This window comes from Janthinobacterium sp. B9-8 (assembly GCF_000969645.2).
Taxonomy (GTDB): domain Bacteria; phylum Pseudomonadota; class Gammaproteobacteria; order Burkholderiales; family Chitinibacteraceae; genus Iodobacter.
Genome location: NZ_CP014222.1, coordinates 2,615,077 through 2,633,434, shown reverse-complemented (window position 1 = coordinate 2,633,434; position 18,358 = coordinate 2,615,077). Strand labels below are relative to the sequence as shown.

Genomic DNA, 18,358 nt, shown 5'->3' with positions numbered 1-18,358 from the left:
TGAATGTGGCGGAAGAGCTTGGCATGTAATGAGTTACGTCCTATTTTTGTAAGTTTATCGAAAGGCCAATTTATCCTCTGTAGGCCCCGTGGTTATTGACTTGCACAAATATATAGAGAGGACGTTTGTGTCTTTCTTTTATTGTAAGTTATTGCTTGAGTGTGGGCGCTAAGCGTGGCGAGAAGGATGATTGTCATTATTAATATTCTTCTGCCCTTGTTATTGTTTTTAAATATAAAACGGAAGCTTCCTAGTTAGACCCTTGGCTGTGTGTTAACTTAAAGTGTCACTGTACTGCGTATTGACTACGTTACTTTAAGCAATACTTAAAGAGAGAGAACTAATAAGGATTATTTATTAATAATAAAATAATAGAGGTGCATTAATGTAACGCTCAAGCACATCGTTACTACGTAACTAATTAGACCCTTGGTAAGATTAGCTTGAAGTGTAGTGAAAGTGATTACCTTGGTGGTGATATCTAACTTGCATATATGTAGTACGACTAATTCATTATAAATAATAGGTTAGGGTCTATTGAGCGTTAGCGTCTCTTTACGTGTTTATATTCAAGCGTAAATTTGTATTGATGAATTAATAATACAATCATGTACGCGGGTAGTTTAATGGCTTGCTGTAATGTTTTTACGTCTGTCTTGTGGGCTTGTGCGTAACTTATCAATAGCCGCTTAGATGTAGTTTATGAGTCACTAAACGGGCTTGCCTTGTGCTTCTCTTGCTTGTCTCCAAGCCGCTGCGTCGTCTTGCCATTGCGGTTTGTCTTGTAAATCATACCTGCGCTTTTTTTGTTTCTTTAGTGATTCAGGAATGGCTCTGACTATACGGCCACCTATTCGTGCGGCTTCTGCGATTTGTTCCGCTGCACATAATGCCGCTTCACGAATAAATCGTGCGGTGGATACTTTACTTAATTTTGCGGCTACTCTTAATGAATCTAATTCTGGCTCTGTGTAAAATTGTTGCCCCTTGCTGGTGCGGCGGTACATTGGGTGTTTCTTTGGTCGACCGTGAGGCAAACTTAAAGGGTTTCCAAAGGGATTAGACATTAGTATTTTTCCTCCATTGCATTAGGTTTGGATAGACAAGGCATATAAGAATTTACTTGAAAACACAGCTTAGCAATGTGCCTAATTTTATGCAATTGTCTCTTGTTTGGATGTAACTTACTATTTGTGGAATGTGGCGAGGGATTATTTATAGGGATTCTGTATCTCATATTGAAAATATATGATGTATTGAATCGTTTCTATATGCGGTGCTGATGCGGCGGCTGTAGCGTTAATGTTGTGGGGACTTGTGGAGGAGTCGCGATAATCCCTTGTTTGGAAATAAGGCGATTTACTGGTAATTAATCTGTAAAAATAACAAATTTATTTAAATACCATTGGCGTATTGTGTGTTTAATTGAATTGTGGCGTGGTGTTTACATATCAAGCATATATGGTCGAGGGGTAATTTACAGATAGGCAATAATGGATGCATATTCTTATTCTAGGTGCACGCATCCAAGTTTGGAGTCACCTCTATGGGTATGCCCAAAACTGAGCACACCTAAGCATACCCATTACGCCACTACTTAGAAGCTAGCATTCTCTGCACTGCACTTGCCGTCACTCCATGCACCCTTGCTGCTTCCCTGATAGAAAGCTTGTTCTCTTGTATGTCCTTCTTCACTGCGTCTGCCTGCTCTTGCGTATAGGCAACCTTGCGCCCTAGCTTTACGCCTGCTGCTTTGGCACGTTCAAGCCCTGCGTGTGTCCGCTCTATCAGTAAATCACGCTCAAACTGAGCTACAGCGGCTAATACGGTCATGGTCATCTTACCGGCTGGGCTGGTTAAATCCATGCCACCCAAAGCCAAGCAATAGACCCTAACGCCTGAAGCTTCCAGCGTCGCTACAGTTGCCAGCACGTCCACAGTGTCACGCCCTAATCTATCTAGCTTGGTCACTATCAAGGTGTCGCCTGTTTCTAGCTTGTTTAATAGCATGGTGAACATAGGGCGGCTCATTGCGCTTGTCTTGCCGCTGATGCACTCCACGATGGCCCTATGTGCCTCTACGGTGAAGCCTGCGGCCTCTATCTCTAGTAATTGGTTGTCTGTGGTTTGTTCTTCAGTGGATACGCGGGAGTAAGAGAAGAAGCGGGTCATAAGAGGGCTGTATTGGTGTATTGGAATGGGTGTATTATCAATCATCTGTATTGAAACTAAAAGTAAGGATTTACAATACGCTTTGTGATGCACTTTTAAGCTGTATCGTATCTGGTCGTTTTCAATACGGGTGAGGCGGTGTTGATTCATGACGCGGGACGGTGTGGTGCATCAAGGTACACGCCAGAAAACTTGCTTTCGTCTACGCCTATGTGCTGCTGTGGTCTATGCCTTGGGCTATTGAGAGCGCTTCCTTGTCATTGCTGAATGTTTGAGGAGGTTTTCTCTATTAAAGAAACAGCAGGGGCGGCATGGGGGATTGTGGGCGCTGGTGTTTAGTTAAGTCCCCTTACGGAAATTTTCGGTATAAAAATTCTAGGGGTTTAGTGTTCAGGTGATGCGGCTTGATGTTTTTGAGTGTTTTATTAGGTGGTTTTTAGGTGCTCACATGTTAAAATATATCCAATAAAAATCAAGGTGTTAGGGTGTATAGAAATGGTTATTCCGAAGCTGAAGGTCGTAGGTTCGATTCCTACTGGGCGCACCAATCTCATATCAATTAAATCAAGGCTTACCGCGATTAGGATGAGTTTAAACCATCAGAAAAAGTGGTTTATGCTTACATGCCCTCTGTATTTTCTTGTTCTAGTATTTTTCTGTCTTGTTTTACCTCTAAACAAATTTCTTCTTTTTTCCTTTTAAATTTTTTCTCTTATCTGTCGCTATTTGTTTGTTTCTTACAAATATATATTGTCAGAAAGTAATGTTTTGGATGGCCTGTTTGCATTTGGGATCGGCTGTGCTACCGGTAGATATGCAAGTCTAGCCCGACTGATGCCCAGCCTCGGCTGAAGTAGCCGCCAGAGAGGTACTGGTCTTTATTGGCGCCGATAAGGATTTGTCCGTTAGGGTCCATGATCCGGTCAATGCCGGTATGCACGATAAAATGCCCTTCGTAATAAGCGCTGGAAAAAAATGGGCAGGCGAGGGCTTTACTGATCATGCTGATGGTTAGAAAGTCAACGCCCAAAGCCCCGCCCGGAAGGGCACAAGAGCAACCGCAAGACCAATTTAGGTTGCAGCTTGTCTGTAAGCCTAAGCGCAAAGCAGGGTACCAGGGACGGGTTGACCAGTTACTTAGCATTTCCGTAGGAGCATAAATCCGCGCATTGGGATGAAGCCGCTTGAGATAAGAAGCGATGTTGGCAGGTGTGCTGCCAAGATTATCAGTACAAGAGCAAGTGCTTGTGGCATTCATTGCTAAGCGGATTTCATCTACGACTGTTCCCCCAAGCAGGACGGCGGGGTCTACAGGAATAGTTAGATCTTGATCTGCCAGCCAGTGTGAGACAAAAACAGCGCATGCAGCACCGCATAAGGGGCCATTTCCTTGGTTTATGGGGGTATTGATGTCAAATGGCATTTCTAACTCCATATGTCAGACATTTGAAGAGCTTTAAAAAGTAATTAGCAGTATAGGTCACAGTGTTTGTTTGGCAATTGAGCACAATCCTGCTCATTAATTGAGCGTTTTTTGTGTTCCTTAATGATTTAAAGGATAAGCACTTTGTCTCTTTTTGATGCGCTGCTGCGTCTTTTATAAATCTAATAGGTATTAAAGTATCGATCAATATTCTTTGTGTTGATTTAAAACGGCAGGTCGTTTTTGTTTACATGCACTCATTGCTTAAACAAGGAAAACCTATGCCCCGCTTATTTAATCTGAAACCGCTACTGTTGCCACTGGCCTTGGCTCCTGCTGTAAAACCTAGCTTATGATCTATAGGTTTTTGCGCCATTCAGCATCCTGTTGTTGCATTAGCTTGTGCCACTGCTGGCGCATGGCGGGGAGAAATGCAGGGGGTGCTCCGGCAAAATCTTTTTCATCGGCATAGCAGCCAGGCAAAGGCAGCTCGTCAAAGCCAGCGGTTTTCTTGCTGTTAAGCAGAGCTTGCTGGCTGCTGCGGCTGCAATCAGCAAGTAGTGGAGTACCTGACAGCTGCCCCGTATCTGCATCCCGCCAGGTTACACCGAAACGGTCTGTACCCCGCAGCCCGTATTTAGCCTTGCCTGCATGCAAAATAAGCTTGTAACTATGCGGGCTGACATCGCTGGTACAGGTCTGGCTGTAAGCAATCATGGTTTCCATAACACCATCACCATCCAAATCTGCCACACGGGTGGCGGCTGGATCAAACGCAGCCGCCACATCAAACATGCACTGCTCCACTCCATCCTGCAGCAACCACAGGCGCCGTGGTTTGTTTGCATTCAGCTGATAATGTGCTGCGTAGACATGTGCATCACGCACATCATCAGATCCATCTTCAGAGGGTTGAAAATCACCCTCAGCTTGGCTGAGCAGCAGTATATTATCGCCACTTTTGTCCTGCCAGCGTAATGCCCGCAGTAGCTTGCCCTGAATACTGATTCCGGCCGGGATGTTTTTTACTTCGCTTGGCAAAACAAGGGGAGCAGAAGCATGGCTGTTATCAGTCTGCATCGGTTGCTCAGCTGGCGTGCATGCCGTAAGAGCCAGCAGCATCGCTAATAAAAATCGCATCTGGATATTCTCCTTATGCCCAAACTATTGATTCAAACTTTCATGATTCTTTATCAAAAAAGCGCTTTTAGCGCATTTTACGCAAGATCTGCTAAAGCCATACATCTCTTTAGTCCGTAAAGATCTCTGTGATTTATATTCTATTTAATTATATAAATCAAATTTTAAATTCTTTTTAATTATTTACTACGTCAGGCATGATGCATTCATTGCGGTTGATTACCAAATTCTGAATCTTAAAGCTAAGGTTCACCTCAGTTTTAAATAAAACTTGATAAGAGAATAAATCATGAAATGCTCTCTATTACTAGCTTTGATCCTTACAACCATTGCGGCTCCTGCCTTGGCAGATAAGCTGGATGACATCAAAAAAGCGGGTGTATTGCGTGTGGCCGCTTTTGACAGCAATCCACCCTTTGGTTTTGTAAGCGAAACCAGCCGCCAGCTGGTGGGCTTTGATGTGGAAATCGCACAGGCGATCGCCAAAAAGCTCGGGGTAAAGCTGGAGCTGTTGGCGACTAATCCGGCTAATCGCATTCCTTTACTCACCGCAAATAAAGTGGATTTGGTCGCGGCTAACTTTACGGTAACGGAGGAGCGCCGTAAGCAGGTTGAATTCAGCACCCCTTATTTTGCCACCGGGCAAAAGTTTATCGCCAGAAAAGGCCTGCTTAAAACTCCGACAGATATCGCCAAGCTGCGTATTGGTGTAGATAAAGGCACTACCCAAGAAACCCTGCTGCGCGAAAAATACCCAAGCACACCGGTAGTGGCTTATGACGATACGCCATTAGCTTTCACCGCACTACGTAATGGCAACGTGCAAGCCATTACCCAGGATGACGCCAAGCTGCTGGCACTGTTGGCTAATGCGCCGGATAAAACTAAATACGAGATTTCCCCTTTTGCTTTGACGCGTGAATATCAGGCCATTGGTATCCCGCGTGGCGAAGAGCGCCTGAGCAAAGAGGTAAACGATGCCCTGCTGGAGCTAGAGAAATCAGGTCAGGCAAAAAAGATTTATGATCACTGGTTCGGCCCGAAAAGTCGTGCAGCCTTACCGCGTGATTTTAAGATTGGTGACAAGGTTTAATCCGGTTTAAGCGATCTCTCTCTCTGAGCGTTGCAAATGAGGTGGTTATTTGCAAAGTCGCTGTAAATGTTTTTTTGAAGGTGCAGTAAACAGGTATTTGTGATTTACGGATGAAACAGGCTGTGTCGTAATGAGCTTTACCTGCGCTTTAGACATTGTTTTTCTCCTAGTATCGACTTTTTTAGCACAAGGGTTCGCCCTTGCGCATTTTTTTATTGGAGTAAGGGAAATGAATCCCCCCGCATGGCTGGGCAATGGCTGGCTGGATTGGCCGCATATTCTGACGCTGGGCCAAGGCTTGCTGATTACTTTATTACTTTCTGTGGCCGTGATTTTTGCGGGCACTGTTGCTGGCGTGCTGTTGGGTATTGCCCGCCATCAATCACGCAACCGGGTTTTGGCGCTGCCACATCATTTGATCCGTAATATTCCGCTGCTGGTGCAAGTGCTGTTTTGGTATTTTGCTGTGGGTTCCTTGCTGCCCGAGGATTGGATGCTCTGGCTAAATAGCCCGCATGTGCTCTGGCAGGCAGGGGATCTCTTTCTTGGCTTACCATCGTTTGAGTTTATCGCCGCATGGGTGGCCTTATCGCTCTACGCTATGGCGTTTATTGCCGAAGATATCCGCTCTGGCATGAATGCCGTGGGCCAGGGCCAGTGGAATGCGGGCCGGGCCTTGGGGCTGCGCCCCTTGGATGTTTTGCGCTGGGTGATTTGGCCGCAGGCGATTAAAACCGCATGGCCGCCGCTGTTGGGGCAATGGCTGAACACCATTAAAAACACTTCACTCACCATGGCCATTGGCGTGATGGAGCTTTCCTACCGCTCACGCCAGATCGACGCCCAAACCCTGCTGACATTCCAATCTTTTGCCGTGGCCAGCGTGTTTTATGTGCTGCTGATTGTGCTGGTGCAGCGCACTTTAGCTGGCCCTGTAGCAAAACCCCTGCGGAGATGGGCATGAATACCGCTGTGATTAGCAATAATCTGCTGTTCTTTTTTGTCGGCGCCTGGCCCAACGGCCCACTGGGCGGCATCGCTCTTACCCTGATTTTGGCATCCAGTGCCGCCATCCTCGCCAGTATTTTAGGGCTGGTCTGGGGCATCAGCCTCACGCTCATCCAAGGCTGGCTGCGGCGAATTTTACTGGCCGTCTGCGAGCTGTTGCGCGCTATCCCCGTTTTGCTGCTGATTTTCTGGTGCTACTTCTTACTGCCGATTGCCTTTGGCATCGACATCCCCGGCGTGCTCACCGTGATTGCCGCGCTGTCGCTGGTGTCTGGCGCATATCTCGCCTACACCGTGCAATCGGGCATACGCGCCGTGCCGGATGGCCAGTGGGAAGCCGCTCACGCCAGCGGCCTGAATCGCTATCAAGTCTTGCGCCTCGTTATCCTGCCGCAAGCCCTAAGTATTGTGCAGCCATCTTTTGTGAATCAGTGGGTGGTGCTGGTGAAAGACACCTCACTGGCCTATATCGTTGGCGTGGCCGAATTTACCTTCGTTGCCAGCCAAGTCAACAGCCGCGAGCAAGTCTACCCGCTGGAAGTTTTCGGCTTTATTGCACTGGTGTATTTGCTGCTATGCACCGCCGTGCAATGGCTGGGGAAGCGGGTGCTGGCCGGGCGTTTGGGTGCGGCGTAAATGGAAAAGTGGGGCTTGAGTATTTCGTTGGTGTTTTAAGTGAATGATCTGATAAGCCTGCAGCTTGCGGGTAGATAGTCTAGCAAAATGCTGTTTCAATGTATTAAGGGCAATCACAAAGCCAGTTTCGTGATTGCCCGGTTTTTTAGTTTGCGATCAGCTGTAGGGTGCTTGATACATAATTGGTCAGGTAGATGGTTTTGCCATCGGGCGAGACCGTTAGCCCGCGGGGGAACAGGCCGGTTTGCAGGGTTTTAATGCTTGGGCTGCTGGCGGTTGCGCTGGTTTTTAGCAGGGTTAAATTAGCGGCTTTGCCGGTGTTGCTAAAGCGATCCGAGTTGGCCACGGCAATGACTTGATCGTTGTCGAGCAGGTGAATGCCCACAGGGGCCGATCCGCCTGAATCTATGGCGCTCAGAAATGCCTGATCCGGGGTGGTTTCTAAGGCTGCGATATCGTAGGACAGCACTTTGTTTTCTCCGCGTGCTGAAATCCATAGTTTTTTCTGATCAGCCGTTACCGCAATCCGCACCGGGGAGCATGCTGCGGCGATATTGTTAAGCACGGCTGCCGGGCTTGGGCTAGTGATGGCTTTTTGCGCATCAATCACCGTTAAAATGCCGTGTGGATATGGCTTGTTCGGGTCGCCCTGCACGCACGTTTGCTTGGTAATGGCGGGGTTATTCAGCCCGGCTACTTTAAGCGTGTTATTGGGCAAAAGGATCTGGCTGACGGCATAAACGCGCTTGCCATCGGGTGTAATGGCGATGCCGGCTATGGTGCTGGCCCCAGTGGTGATCTGGCCGAGCAATTTGCCATTGGCTTTGCCGCGTGCATCTTTAGAAATTTCAATCACACCCACATTACCCGGTGTGCTTGCCCCTGCTGCCACGCCGTATTCATTGGCGGTGTAGATGTATTTGCTGTCTGGCGTGCTGACCAGATCAAAAGTACCTGCGTTTTTACCCAGATCAATATAAACGGGGTTAGCTTTGCCTTTAAGTGCATCCTGAATATCAATTAATGCCAGCCCGGCATTGCCAATGGCAACAGCCAGAGTGGATTGATCAGGCAAGACAGTCAGGCCGTGTGCATAGATAGAGTTAACCGGGATAAAACCGGTTTTTTCGAGGCCGGTGGCGGTCTTTTTAAAGATTTCAATCCCGCCGTTGCCTTCTTTTTGCGTGGCCGAATCCACAATGGTGCTGACCGATAAAAACACCGTATTACCATCTTTGGTGGTGGCCACCTTGCCTGGGTTACCCAGAGTACGGATTTCTAAAAGGGCAGAGTACTTTTCTGCCGGGCTAAGGACAGGAGCTGGAGCGCTGGCGACAGGCTCGGTGCTATCCTCACCGCCGCAAGCACTGATTAAGGCAACAGAGAGCAGGGCTGCGGCTAGCTTAAGTTTTGGATGCTTGAGCAGGTGGCCGGAGTTAAATGATTGAGCGGAGTTTATATAGGCAGGCATGATGATCCGATAAATTTAATGAGTTTTTTGGAATATTGATTTAATTTTATATTTCCAAATAGTATATGAATGATAGCCGCTGTCAACAAATAATAGATTTGTATATACATAGTACTTGAGTGCTAATAAGCGTTTTGCTAGGGCTACTCTGGATTGGATCGCGGATTTAGCCAGACCGATATCCAGATCGTATCTAGGCTTCTTCAGCGAGGAAGGGGTCATCAGATGTGTTTGGTGTAGTAAGATTTTTTTGAGGTAAAAACTTGGGGAATGGGCTTGCACAAGGGCTGGGATGTGGGTGGGTAGCGTGAAATATTTGATATAAAAAGTAATAAAGTTATCGTTATATATTGCTTTTTGTTTTTATTGGCTTGGGTAGAATCAGCCGCAGGCAAGGCGTTTTGCTGATGCTGTTTAATCAAAGGAAATATCAAATGACACTACGTTTAGGTGATGTGGCTCCCGACTTTACTCAGCAATCGTCTGCAGGCGAGATTAGCTTTCATGCATGGGCAGGCGAGCAGTGGGTGGTGCTGTTTTCTCACCCTGCTGATTTCACCCCAGTGTGCACAACCGAGCTTGGTAAAACGGCCAAGCTGGCGGAAGAATTTAAAAAGCGTAATGTAAAACCACTGGCGGTCAGTGTAGACACGCTGCAATCGCATGTGGCCTGGATTAACGATATTAATGAAACGCAAAATACCTCAGTTAACTTCCCTATTCTGGCCGATGCGGATCGCAAAGTGGCCGAGCTGTACGATATGATCCACCCCAATTCTTTAGCTAATCTAACGGTTCGCTCGGTATTTATTATCGATCCAGCCAAAAAAATCCGCTTAACACTGACTTATCCAGCCAGCACGGGCCGCAACTTTAATGAAATCCTGCGCGTGATTGATTCCTTGCAACTGACGGATCATCACAAAGTAGCCACGCCCGCCGATTGGGTAGATGGCGACGATGTGGTGATTATTCCTTCCTTGCAAGATGCTGATGAAATTGCCCAGCGTTTTCCCAAAGGTTATAAAGCCATTCGACCTTATTTGCGTTTAACGCCACAGCCAAATCGTTAAGCTGGCCCCGTTGGATAATAGCCGTGGCTATTCTGTGCGGTTTTTGCTGCATTATCAGTGGTGATTTATTAGTTATTTTTTAATTCTTGCTAAAACACTGCTTCTTAGGAGGCGGTGTTTTTTTATTGTAATGTGCTACACGGACTATTAATTCAATGTGGCGAATATTTATTGCTTGAATAAAAATTTATTTTTTTATGTATAGCATCATTAAATATGAAATACGTTTTCAATTTTTGAAAAAATAATATTTTGATGATTGGTTGTGACATATTTACATTAAAAATCAGAATGCATTGACATATATTTTTTACTATTTGTGTTTTACTTTGCCCGCCTTAAACATGTTAGCTTGTAGGTATCTTAATAACGGGGCTAATAGTTAAAGACTGAATTATTTTAAAATGCTTAAATTACATTTTTGTAAGTAAGTTTCTTAAATTTATCAGGAGTTTAATTATGCGATTACGTTCAACGATATTTGCAATCACTACATTGCTGGCCTTCCCTGTGTTGGCCGATTCTGCTGTTAAGCCGGGCAGTATGGAATCATCTGCCGAGCAAAAGACACCGACAGAGCGACGCGCTATGATTGATCATGCGGCGCAAGAAACGCTGGCTCAGGTTTATAAACAATTTCCTAATGCAAAATCTCAGATTGCTAAAGCTTCGGCTTATGCAGTGTTTCGCACCGGTGGCTTTCAGGCGATGTTTGTGGGGATCGGCGGTGGGGATGGGGTAGCCGTTGCCGCGGGCAAGCGCACGTATATGGATATGCTGCAAGGTAAGCTGGGTATTGGCTTGGGCGCAAAAGAAACGCGCGAGGTTTGGGTATTCACCAGCAATGAAGCCTATAACAAGTTTATCTCCTCTGGCTGGAGTGCAAGCGGTGAAGCAGGCGCGGCCGCTAAGGCTGGCAAAACAGGCGTTCAAATCGCTGGGGCGAAGCATTTGGCCAAGAATGTATTTGTGTATCAATTCACCGAAAATGGCCTGACAGCAGAAGCGACTGTGAATGGTTCTAAATATATGGTGAGTGATGAGTTGAATAAGAAATAAGTATTGAGCTTGTGCTCTGGTACAGTTTGCTGGATGCGCGCTGATGCGCAGCTAGGCTCGTGTTGGAAACTGGCATTTGGCCCGCAGAATTTGCGGGCCATTGGTGTTTTAGCTTCGGATGTTTTCTAATTTGTTTACAAAATTTAAATCTATTCGCAGGTCATTCACGTGGCTTAATACTTTTGCTTATTCCCGAGCGGTGGATAGGCAACAGTCGGCTTTGCCTGCTCATGATGTGCGCTGCGCTCAGTGCGATTTATTGCAAAAGCTGGATGAATTACACGCCGGGCAGCAAGCAAGCTGCGTGCGCTGTGGTCATCATCTATGTAGCGTGCCGCTCCATCCATTTGATACACCGATGGCTTATGCGCTTACTGCACTGATTTTATTGCTATTAAGCTGCGCTTTTCCCTTGCTTAATTTGCATATTGCCGGTGTAGAAAGTGAAATGACTTTTTTCAGTAGCGCAAAGGCTCTGGTTGAAGCAGATTTTGGTATTGTGGCCAATGTATTGTTGAGCTGTGTATTACTTACCCCCGCGATGTTTCTATGTGCCGTGATTTATTTGGCAATGGCGCTGAAATGGTCAATACATTTTCCGGGTATGCGCAGCGTATTGCGTTTAGCAATACGGCTAGAGCCGTGGATGATGGCCGATGTATTTGTGATTGGTATTTTAGTGAGCTTGATTAAGCTGGCTTCATTGGCACAAATTGGTTTGGGTTTGTCATTTTGGGCGATGTTATTGTTCTCGATTGCACTGACTAAAACGGTAGCGGTATTTGATGTGCACTGGTTTGGTTTTCAATTAGATCATTTAGAAGGATTACCTGCGCAGCAGCTGCGGGAGAAAGGGGCAAAGTCTTGCCCAGTGTGTGGCTTTTTTAACGCTCACAACGCAGAGAAATGCGGGCGTTGCCACGCCAAAATTTATTCGCGCCAGCCGCATAGTGTGGCCATGACCTGGGCCTTGCTGCTAACTGCCGTTTCGCTTTATGTGCCTGCCAATGTGTACCCCATTATGATTACCGAATCACTGGGGGACAGTGTGCCTTCTACTATTTTGGAAGGGGTAGTGCTGTTATGGAATATGGGTTCCTATCCGGTAGCCGTCATTATTTTTGTAGCCAGCGTGGCGGTGCCGCTGGTGAAGTTTATTTCGATTGCTTTGCTGTGCATTGCAGCTCAAAGCAAGCCTGGTAAAAGCGCATTGCACTACACCAAGCTGTATCGCATGACCGAGCTGATTGGGCGCTGGTCGATGGTGGACGTGTTTGTGGTGGTGATTTTGGTGGCTTTAATTCATATGGGTAAGTTGATGTCGGTATTTCCCGGCGTAGCCGCGGTTTCTTTTGCTGGCGTAGTGGTATTTACCATGCTGGCTGCTTTAAGTTTTGATGTGCGCCTGATCTGGGATGCACATCCTTCTAATGAAAATAAATAAGCATGAATTTGTGATGAATTTCTGCCTGCGCGCAGGACTGACAGGATTATCCCGATGGAAAATGAAGTAGAAAAAAACGCGGAACTACCACAAGCAAAAATAGGCTGGCTAAGGCGGGTTTCATTGATTTGGCTGGTGCCTTTGGTTGCGCTCTTGGTGGGGGCGTGGATGGTGTACGACACATGGCGGCATCAGGGGCCGGAAATCGTTTTGTATATGCCTAACGCCGAGGGGATTGAGGTCGGCAAAACTACGGTGAAGGTTTTGTCGGTGAATGTGGGGAAGGTGATCGATGTGGAGCTGGATTCGGTCAAAAATCGGGTTCGCGTTACCGCAAGGCTGGATCTGGAAGCGCGTGATTTATTAAATGTAGACAGCCAGTTTTGGATGGTTAAGCCAAGGGTAGATCGCAGTGGTATCAGTGGATTATCAACACTCTTGTCGGGATCGTTTATTCAGCTTAATCCGGGTAAATCAAAGAATTTGCAAAATGAATTTATTGTGCTGAATGAGCCACCCGTGACGGCTGCCGATGTGCCGGGGCTGCGCTTGCAGCTCTCTGGCCGCAGCGTAAAGGTGCTGAGTGTGGGCGACCCGATTTTGTATCAGAACTTTGAAGTGGGCCGCGTAGAGAAAGCCGAGTTTGATCCTGAGCAGCGGCAAATGAATTACCGCCTGTTTATTCAGCGCCCCTATGATCGTCTGGTTACAGAGAACTCACGCTTTTGGGTGGCCAGTGGTGTGCAGCTGGCACTCAGTGCAGATGGGATTAAGCTCAATGCCGGCTCGCTGGAATCCGTATTGTCTGGTGGCGTTGCATTTGGTGTGCCGGAAAATATGCCCCTGGGCGAGCAGGTTAAAGATCAGAGTGCGTTTACTTTGTTTTCTGATGAAGCCAGCTCGCTGGAGCGCCAGTTTGAGCGCCGCCTGCCTTATATCGCGCTCTTTAGTGACTCGGTGCGCGGCTTAAAGCCCGGCGCTCCGGTGGAGCTGAGGGGGCTGCGGATTGGTACGGTTGGTGCGGTGCCTTATGCCATTCCTAAGCTGGAAAATAAAACCCGCAAATATCATGGTATTCCTGTGCTGATTTATTTAGAGCTTGGGCGTTTGGCTACCGGGGCAGAAAACGAGAGCGATGATTACTGGCGTAAAGTGATTGCCACCCAGGTGGGCAGCGGCATGGTATTAAAGCTTAAAAATGGCAATATGCTGACGGGCTCTTTATATGTTGACGTTGATTTTAGTGGCAAGCCGCAGGCAAAAGTGCTGGATAAATACGCCGGCCTGCCCATCCTGCCTACCGGCGATGGTGGCCTGGTCCAAATTGAAAACAAAGTCATCGCTTTGCTTGATAAGCTCAATGGCCTGAAGCTTGAAGGCGTGCTGGAGCAGGGCAATAAAACACTGGATGAAACCGGCAAGCTTGCTGGTGATATCCGTGTTCTGGTTAAAACGCTGGATGATTTTGTCCGGCAGCCACAGATACAAGGCCTGCCTGATGAAGTGCAACGTACTTTAAGTAAGGTTCAGGATACTTTAAACACCTTAAACAGCACCTTGGGCGATTACTCCGGGCAATCTGCTGCTTATGGGGAGCTAAACCGCACTTTAGAGAGCGTGAATCAAGTCTTACAAGAAGCACGGCCTGTGATTCGCACGCTGAATGAAAAACCCAACGTACTCTTGTTTGATCGCAAGCAAGAGGATGTTCAGCCTAAAGGGGCTAAGCCATGAAAACGCGTATCATCTTAGCGCTGTTGTGCTTGCTTACGGCTTGCAGCAGCGTGCCTGTTACCCGCTATTATCGCTTGCCTGATGTGCCCTTACCGCCAGCGCCTGCAAGCAGCGTTGATCGCCCTGTTGTATTAGTGGATATTAAACTGGCTGATTTCTTGTCTGCGGGTGGGATTGCCTATCAGCAGGGCGAGGTGGGGCTGACGCTGGCCCAGCAAAACCTGTGGGCAGAAAGAGTGCAAGAGGGCGTGAAGCGGGTTTTGGTCGCAAGAATGCAGCAATACCAGCCCCGCCAGCTTTGGCTGGGCTCTGCCCCCGATGCACGAATCAGCACGCTAACCATAGAATTAAGCCAGTTTAATGGTCGGGATGATGGTAAGGCGTTGCTTGGCGGGCGTTGGAGCTTACGTAATGCAGAGCAAAAGCTCTTAATGCAATCGCCTTTTTACTTGGAAGTAGCGCAGCAGGGGGCAGGGTATGATGCGCTGGTGCTGGCTTTGAGCGAGGGGCTGGATCGCTTAAGCCAGAATATCAGTAAGGATTTATAGCGCCGTGTTTGAGGCTGAATTGATATATTTAATAAATAGCTAAAGAGTAATCGATGATGCGGGTGAATTTGAAAGTGCCTTTTGCCGAAAAAGACAGTGCAAAGGCTTTGGGCGCAAAATGGGATGCAGCAAAAAAGGTGTGGTATATCGTTGATAAAGCGGACCTAAGCCCGTATTTGCAATGGATAGATGAAAAAGTGGCTGCGTCTGCTGCTCCACAAGCTTCAGCTGAAAAAACGCCTTCTGCAAAGCCGCTGCCTAGATTAGGAGGGCTAGATTACGGTGAGCCGCCTTGGGAAGTAACGGAGCACGATATTATTTTGAAGTAAGTTGATAGGATTGAGTTGATCCCCCCGAAGACGCTCTAGGATAGATTTATTTCGGGGGGTGCTATTTTATTGAATAGGAAATGTTTTGTTTTTTTGCAGTTTAACAAACCATTTCCTAAGCATTTTTTCTTCGTATTCAAATTCTGCCCTGTGGCTGGATCGCGCAACGCCGGACATATAATTCATATCACGTAAATTTTCTGCGCCAGAGACAATCTGGTCTTTATGGGTATATACATAATTAAACGTGATTTTCGGGCTGTAAATTTCTTTAATAATCCGGACTTCATTCACGCTACTGCCGGGGCGCGGAATAATTTCTCCGGCTAAATCAAAATCTGTTACCGTGATGTCTAGGCTGCTATCTGCGGGTAATTGAGCCGCTAGCTCGGTAAATACTTTATCAAAATGTTTAAACAGCTTTTCCTGAAAGCGCTCTTGCACTTCATGCGAGGCACGGATATCGCTGTATTTTTCAGGATTTTGCCAAGTTATTTTGGCGTCCCCTGCCCATGTATTGCTGCTTATCAGGGTAAACAGGCTTAAGCTGAGTAATATTTTCTGCATTTTTCTGCTCCAATTATTTACTTAATTGATTGATTATCTAATTAAGATTTAAAATAAAGACTTTTAAAACAGCGTATTACCCGCAGCTTTATGCCGGAGTACTTAATGAATCGATCCATCGCTTAAAAAACATTCAGATAAAAACTCAATCATGCTGAGTATAGGCACTGCTTGATGCGCTTATCTGCTTGATAATGGGATAAACTTAAAGCTGTTTCTGTAGCTGAACAAGTAAATTATCCACATGGCGTGGAGTCATGGTTTGAGTCATTGTTTGTTTATACTATTTAATATGTATTTTTACCGCTTTAGATAATAGATAAGACGCGCTGTGTGTTTGTCATAAATCAGCGCTGTTTTGTGGTTGCAGATTAAAAAATGCAGAAGAGTTATCGCTTAGACACAACAAATTGTAATGATCGTTGGATTTGTGAGTGCTTTTTAAGTTACCTTCTTAAAGGGCGGCTGGGTTTAAATGGCCTGCGCTAATCTAGCGGCAAGAATCTTTAATCTTGCAAAGCTTGAGCGTGGCTAATCAGCCTGCAAAGGATGTAAGTGTTTAACGAACTAAGGAAGTCTTCAATATGGATGTTTTGTACTATTGGAAAGATGTAAAAGCAGACATGGCTGCTGGGCACATTGGCTGGTTTCGTTCGTCTCGTGGCAAACTGGCTGAGCTGAGCGAAAGTTTCCCTGATCGCATCTGGGTGATTAAAACCCCGGCCGGCAAAAAAGGCAGTGTGCAATTACTTGCCTGTGTTCGCTGGAGCGATAAAGCTGCAGTGAAGGTGCCGGTGGTCGATGTGCAATCAACCATTTTTTATGATCCTGCCCACGTACAAAGCATGTGGTTTGAAGGCTCGGACAGCGATGAAGCCGTCGAGATAACCAGTAAATGGCTGCGTGAACATTTTTCTGCCGCAGTGCGTGCTAATTTCCAAGGCGATAATGGCATTCATGCCTTGCGCGGCGATACACTTCGCCAGTTGGAAAAAATTGCCCAGAATTTTGCAACACGCCCGTTTTTAGCCACTGAATAAAGTGCAATGCGCGGAGCGGGGCTCCGCGTAGTGCTTCTGCATGATGGATGGCAGTATGATTCCCGCCTTATCCCGCCTAACAGATCTAAATGCCGGTTTACATATTGGCAACTTCCCATTTCTGTTAAGGTTCGGCCAATGATTACCCCGTACGGCAGCAGCTACAATGTCTGAAAAAAAAGAACTCCCCACTATTAAAAACAATCTTCACCCGCGTAACCTTCATCGTGGCCGCTATGATTTCCCTGCGCTGATCGTCAGTTGCCCGGATCTGGCGCCCTTTGTGGCCCCCAATGCCTATGGCGATGAATCGATTGATTTTGCTGATCCGGCCGCAGTAAAAACGCTAAACCGCGCCTTACTCAGCCACTTTTATGGCATTAAAGAATGGGGCTTACCAGAAGGCTACCTTTGCCCGCCGATTCCGGGTCGAGCAGATTATGTACACACCATGGCTGATTTGCTCGCCACCAGCAATAAAGGCGTTGTGCCGCGTGGCGCTGCCGTGCAGGTGCTGGATATTGGTGTGGGCGCGAATGCCATCTACCCTATGCTGGGTAAAGTGGCTTATGGCTGGCAGTTTGTCGGCAGCGATACGGACGATTTGGCGCTGGATAATGCGTATGAGATTTTTGAGCGCAATGAAGTTTTAAAAGACGGCCTTGTTTGCCGCTATCAGGTAGATGCAGAAAATATCTTTGAAGGCCTAATTCAGCCTACTGATTTATTTGAATTTACCCTGTGCAACCCGCCGTTTCATTCCTCTGCTGCGGATGCTGCTGGTGGTACACGTCGTAAATTACGTAGCCTAGGTACGGGCCACGCCAAGGGTAAAGGCCTGCCGCCGCCGGTGCTTAATTTTGGCGGCCAAAGTAATGAGCTGTGGTGCGAAGGTGGCGAAATGCGCTTTGTACGCACCATGATTTCGCAAAGCCGTCCGTTTAAGCAGCAATGCCTGTGGTTCTCTACCTTGGTTTCCAAGCAAGACAACTTGCCGCTGGTTTATCAGGCCTTAGAAAGAATTGGCGCAATTCAGGTTAAAACACTGGATATGGCGCAAGGGAATAAAATCAGCCGGGTGGTGGCATGGAGCTTCATGACCGAAGCCGAGCAAAAACTATGGGCAAAAAGCCGCTGGCGCGCCCGATAGGCTATAGGGGCTATTTTTGGAGCAAAGCTGAAGCCCATCAGCAATTTAGGGGGTTTTGCTTTGTTGTTTACGTGTGTAAAACTTGACCTTGGTCTTGTCGATTGGCAGATAGTTTGCTTATTTGAATATCGCTAAGCCAAGCTATAAGCCTCAATCTCTTTTTGCAGGAGTTGCCCGTGGAAAAATTTACCCATCATCTTAATGCTCTGTTTGCTCAACTTGGTCTGGCATCAGGCGATGACGATATTGCGGCGTTTATTATGCTGCACGCGCCACTGGCTCCTCATTTTTCCTTAATTAAGGCCCCGTTCTGGACGGCGAGTCAGGCTGCGTTTTTGCAGGAAGAGCTTGAAGAAGACGCTGATTGGGCCGAAGTCATTGATCAGCTTGATGTGGCTTTGCGGGCAATGCCCTAGAGACCCGCGTATTTGCTTTTTTATCTCTTTTTTAAAGCAAATTCGCGGGTTTTAC

General features: G+C 46.9%; 18 protein-coding genes. 12 read left to right on the top strand and 6 right to left on the bottom strand.

The window, feature by feature from the left end; translation table 11 throughout:
• Positions 1-710: 710 nt before the first annotated feature.
• From VN23_RS11730 to VN23_RS11715, 4 genes are all read right to left on the bottom strand, one after another.
• Positions 711-1,007, bottom strand: coding sequence for a hypothetical protein (locus VN23_RS11730; protein WP_046350710.1), 297 nt, complete (start codon positions 1,005-1,007; stop codon positions 711-713).
• A 586-nt stretch (positions 1,008-1,593) separates the two neighbouring features.
• Positions 1,594-2,172, bottom strand: a complete 579-nt coding sequence (locus VN23_RS11725; RefSeq protein ID WP_046350889.1) for a recombinase family protein — start codon at positions 2,170-2,172, stop codon at positions 1,594-1,596.
• A gap of 802 nt (positions 2,173-2,974) precedes the next feature.
• Positions 2,975-3,595: a hypothetical protein gene (locus VN23_RS11720; protein WP_046350711.1), complete on the bottom strand. Its 621-nt coding sequence runs from the start codon at positions 3,593-3,595 to the stop codon at positions 2,975-2,977.
• A 357-nt stretch (positions 3,596-3,952) separates the two neighbouring features.
• Positions 3,953-4,735 (bottom strand): M949_RS01915 family surface polysaccharide biosynthesis protein, encoded by a 783-nt coding sequence (locus VN23_RS11715; protein ID WP_052746445.1) that lies wholly within the window; start codon positions 4,733-4,735, stop codon positions 3,953-3,955.
• Positions 4,736-5,024: 289 nt separating this feature from the next.
• On the opposite strand from VN23_RS11715, the gene VN23_RS11710 reads away from it, so the two are divergent.
• The 3 genes from VN23_RS11710 to VN23_RS11700 all read left to right on the top strand — a co-directional run bounded on the left by VN23_RS11710 (position 5,025) and on the right by VN23_RS11700 (position 7,472).
• A complete protein-coding gene (locus tag VN23_RS11710) occupies positions 5,025-5,828 on the top strand; it encodes an ABC transporter substrate-binding protein (RefSeq protein WP_046350712.1) in 804 nt (267 codons plus the stop codon).
• 229 nt (positions 5,829-6,057) lie between these two features.
• The gene (locus VN23_RS11705; RefSeq protein ID WP_046350891.1) at positions 6,058-6,792 is read left to right on the top strand and encodes an amino acid ABC transporter permease; all 735 of its coding nucleotides are present in this window, start codon (positions 6,058-6,060) and stop codon (positions 6,790-6,792) included.
• The gene (locus VN23_RS11700) at positions 6,789-7,472 is read left to right on the top strand and encodes an amino acid ABC transporter permease (RefSeq protein WP_046350713.1); all 684 of its coding nucleotides are present in this window, start codon (positions 6,789-6,791) and stop codon (positions 7,470-7,472) included. The genes VN23_RS11705 and VN23_RS11700 overlap by 4 nt, the downstream gene beginning before the upstream one ends.
• A gap of 145 nt (positions 7,473-7,617) precedes the next feature.
• On the opposite strand, the gene VN23_RS11695 is transcribed toward VN23_RS11700, so the two are convergent.
• Positions 7,618-8,943: a YncE family protein gene (locus VN23_RS11695; protein WP_046350714.1), complete on the bottom strand. Its 1,326-nt coding sequence runs from the start codon at positions 8,941-8,943 to the stop codon at positions 7,618-7,620.
• A gap of 434 nt (positions 8,944-9,377) precedes the next feature.
• On the opposite strand from VN23_RS11695, the gene VN23_RS11690 reads away from it, so the two are divergent.
• The 6 genes from VN23_RS11690 (at position 9,378) to VN23_RS11665 (ending at position 15,130) form a co-directional block, all read left to right on the top strand.
• On the top strand, positions 9,378-10,016 hold the full coding sequence (locus VN23_RS11690) for a peroxiredoxin (protein WP_046350892.1): 639 nt from the start codon (positions 9,378-9,380) through the stop codon (positions 10,014-10,016).
• A gap of 459 nt (positions 10,017-10,475) precedes the next feature.
• Entirely contained in the window at positions 10,476-11,075 is a 600-nt protein-coding gene (locus tag VN23_RS11685; RefSeq protein WP_052746446.1) for a YSC84-related protein, read from the top strand.
• Between the two features lie 220 nt (positions 11,076-11,295).
• Positions 11,296-12,519: a paraquat-inducible protein A gene (locus tag VN23_RS11680; RefSeq protein ID WP_197432910.1), complete on the top strand. Its 1,224-nt coding sequence runs from the start codon at positions 11,296-11,298 to the stop codon at positions 12,517-12,519.
• A 54-nt stretch (positions 12,520-12,573) separates the two neighbouring features.
• A complete protein-coding gene (pqiB, locus tag VN23_RS11675) occupies positions 12,574-14,253 on the top strand; it encodes an intermembrane transport protein PqiB (RefSeq protein ID WP_082752756.1) in 1,680 nt (559 codons plus the stop codon).
• A complete protein-coding gene (locus tag VN23_RS11670; protein WP_052746447.1) occupies positions 14,250-14,801 on the top strand; it encodes a PqiC family protein in 552 nt (183 codons plus the stop codon). The genes pqiB and VN23_RS11670 overlap by 4 nt, the downstream gene beginning before the upstream one ends.
• A gap of 53 nt (positions 14,802-14,854) precedes the next feature.
• Positions 14,855-15,130 (top strand): DUF5710 domain-containing protein, encoded by a 276-nt coding sequence (locus VN23_RS11665; protein WP_052746448.1) that lies wholly within the window; start codon positions 14,855-14,857, stop codon positions 15,128-15,130.
• A gap of 66 nt (positions 15,131-15,196) precedes the next feature.
• Here the strand turns inward: VN23_RS11665 and VN23_RS11660 are convergent, their stop codons facing one another.
• Positions 15,197-15,697 (bottom strand): DUF3016 domain-containing protein, encoded by a 501-nt coding sequence (locus VN23_RS11660; RefSeq protein ID WP_052746449.1) that lies wholly within the window; start codon positions 15,695-15,697, stop codon positions 15,197-15,199.
• 584 nt (positions 15,698-16,281) lie between these two features.
• On the opposite strand from VN23_RS11660, the gene VN23_RS11655 reads away from it, so the two are divergent.
• The 3 genes from VN23_RS11655 (at position 16,282) to VN23_RS11645 (ending at position 18,303) form a co-directional block, all read left to right on the top strand.
• Complete coding sequence (locus VN23_RS11655; RefSeq protein WP_046350715.1) at positions 16,282-16,737, top strand: hypothetical protein; 456 nt, start codon at positions 16,282-16,284, stop codon at positions 16,735-16,737.
• A gap of 166 nt (positions 16,738-16,903) precedes the next feature.
• Complete coding sequence (gene rlmF, locus VN23_RS11650) at positions 16,904-17,887, top strand: 23S rRNA (adenine(1618)-N(6))-methyltransferase RlmF (protein ID WP_046350716.1); 984 nt, start codon at positions 16,904-16,906, stop codon at positions 17,885-17,887.
• A gap of 176 nt (positions 17,888-18,063) precedes the next feature.
• Positions 18,064-18,303 (top strand): DUF2789 domain-containing protein, encoded by a 240-nt coding sequence (locus VN23_RS11645; protein WP_046350717.1) that lies wholly within the window; start codon positions 18,064-18,066, stop codon positions 18,301-18,303.
• Positions 18,304-18,358: the final 55 nt, after the last annotated feature.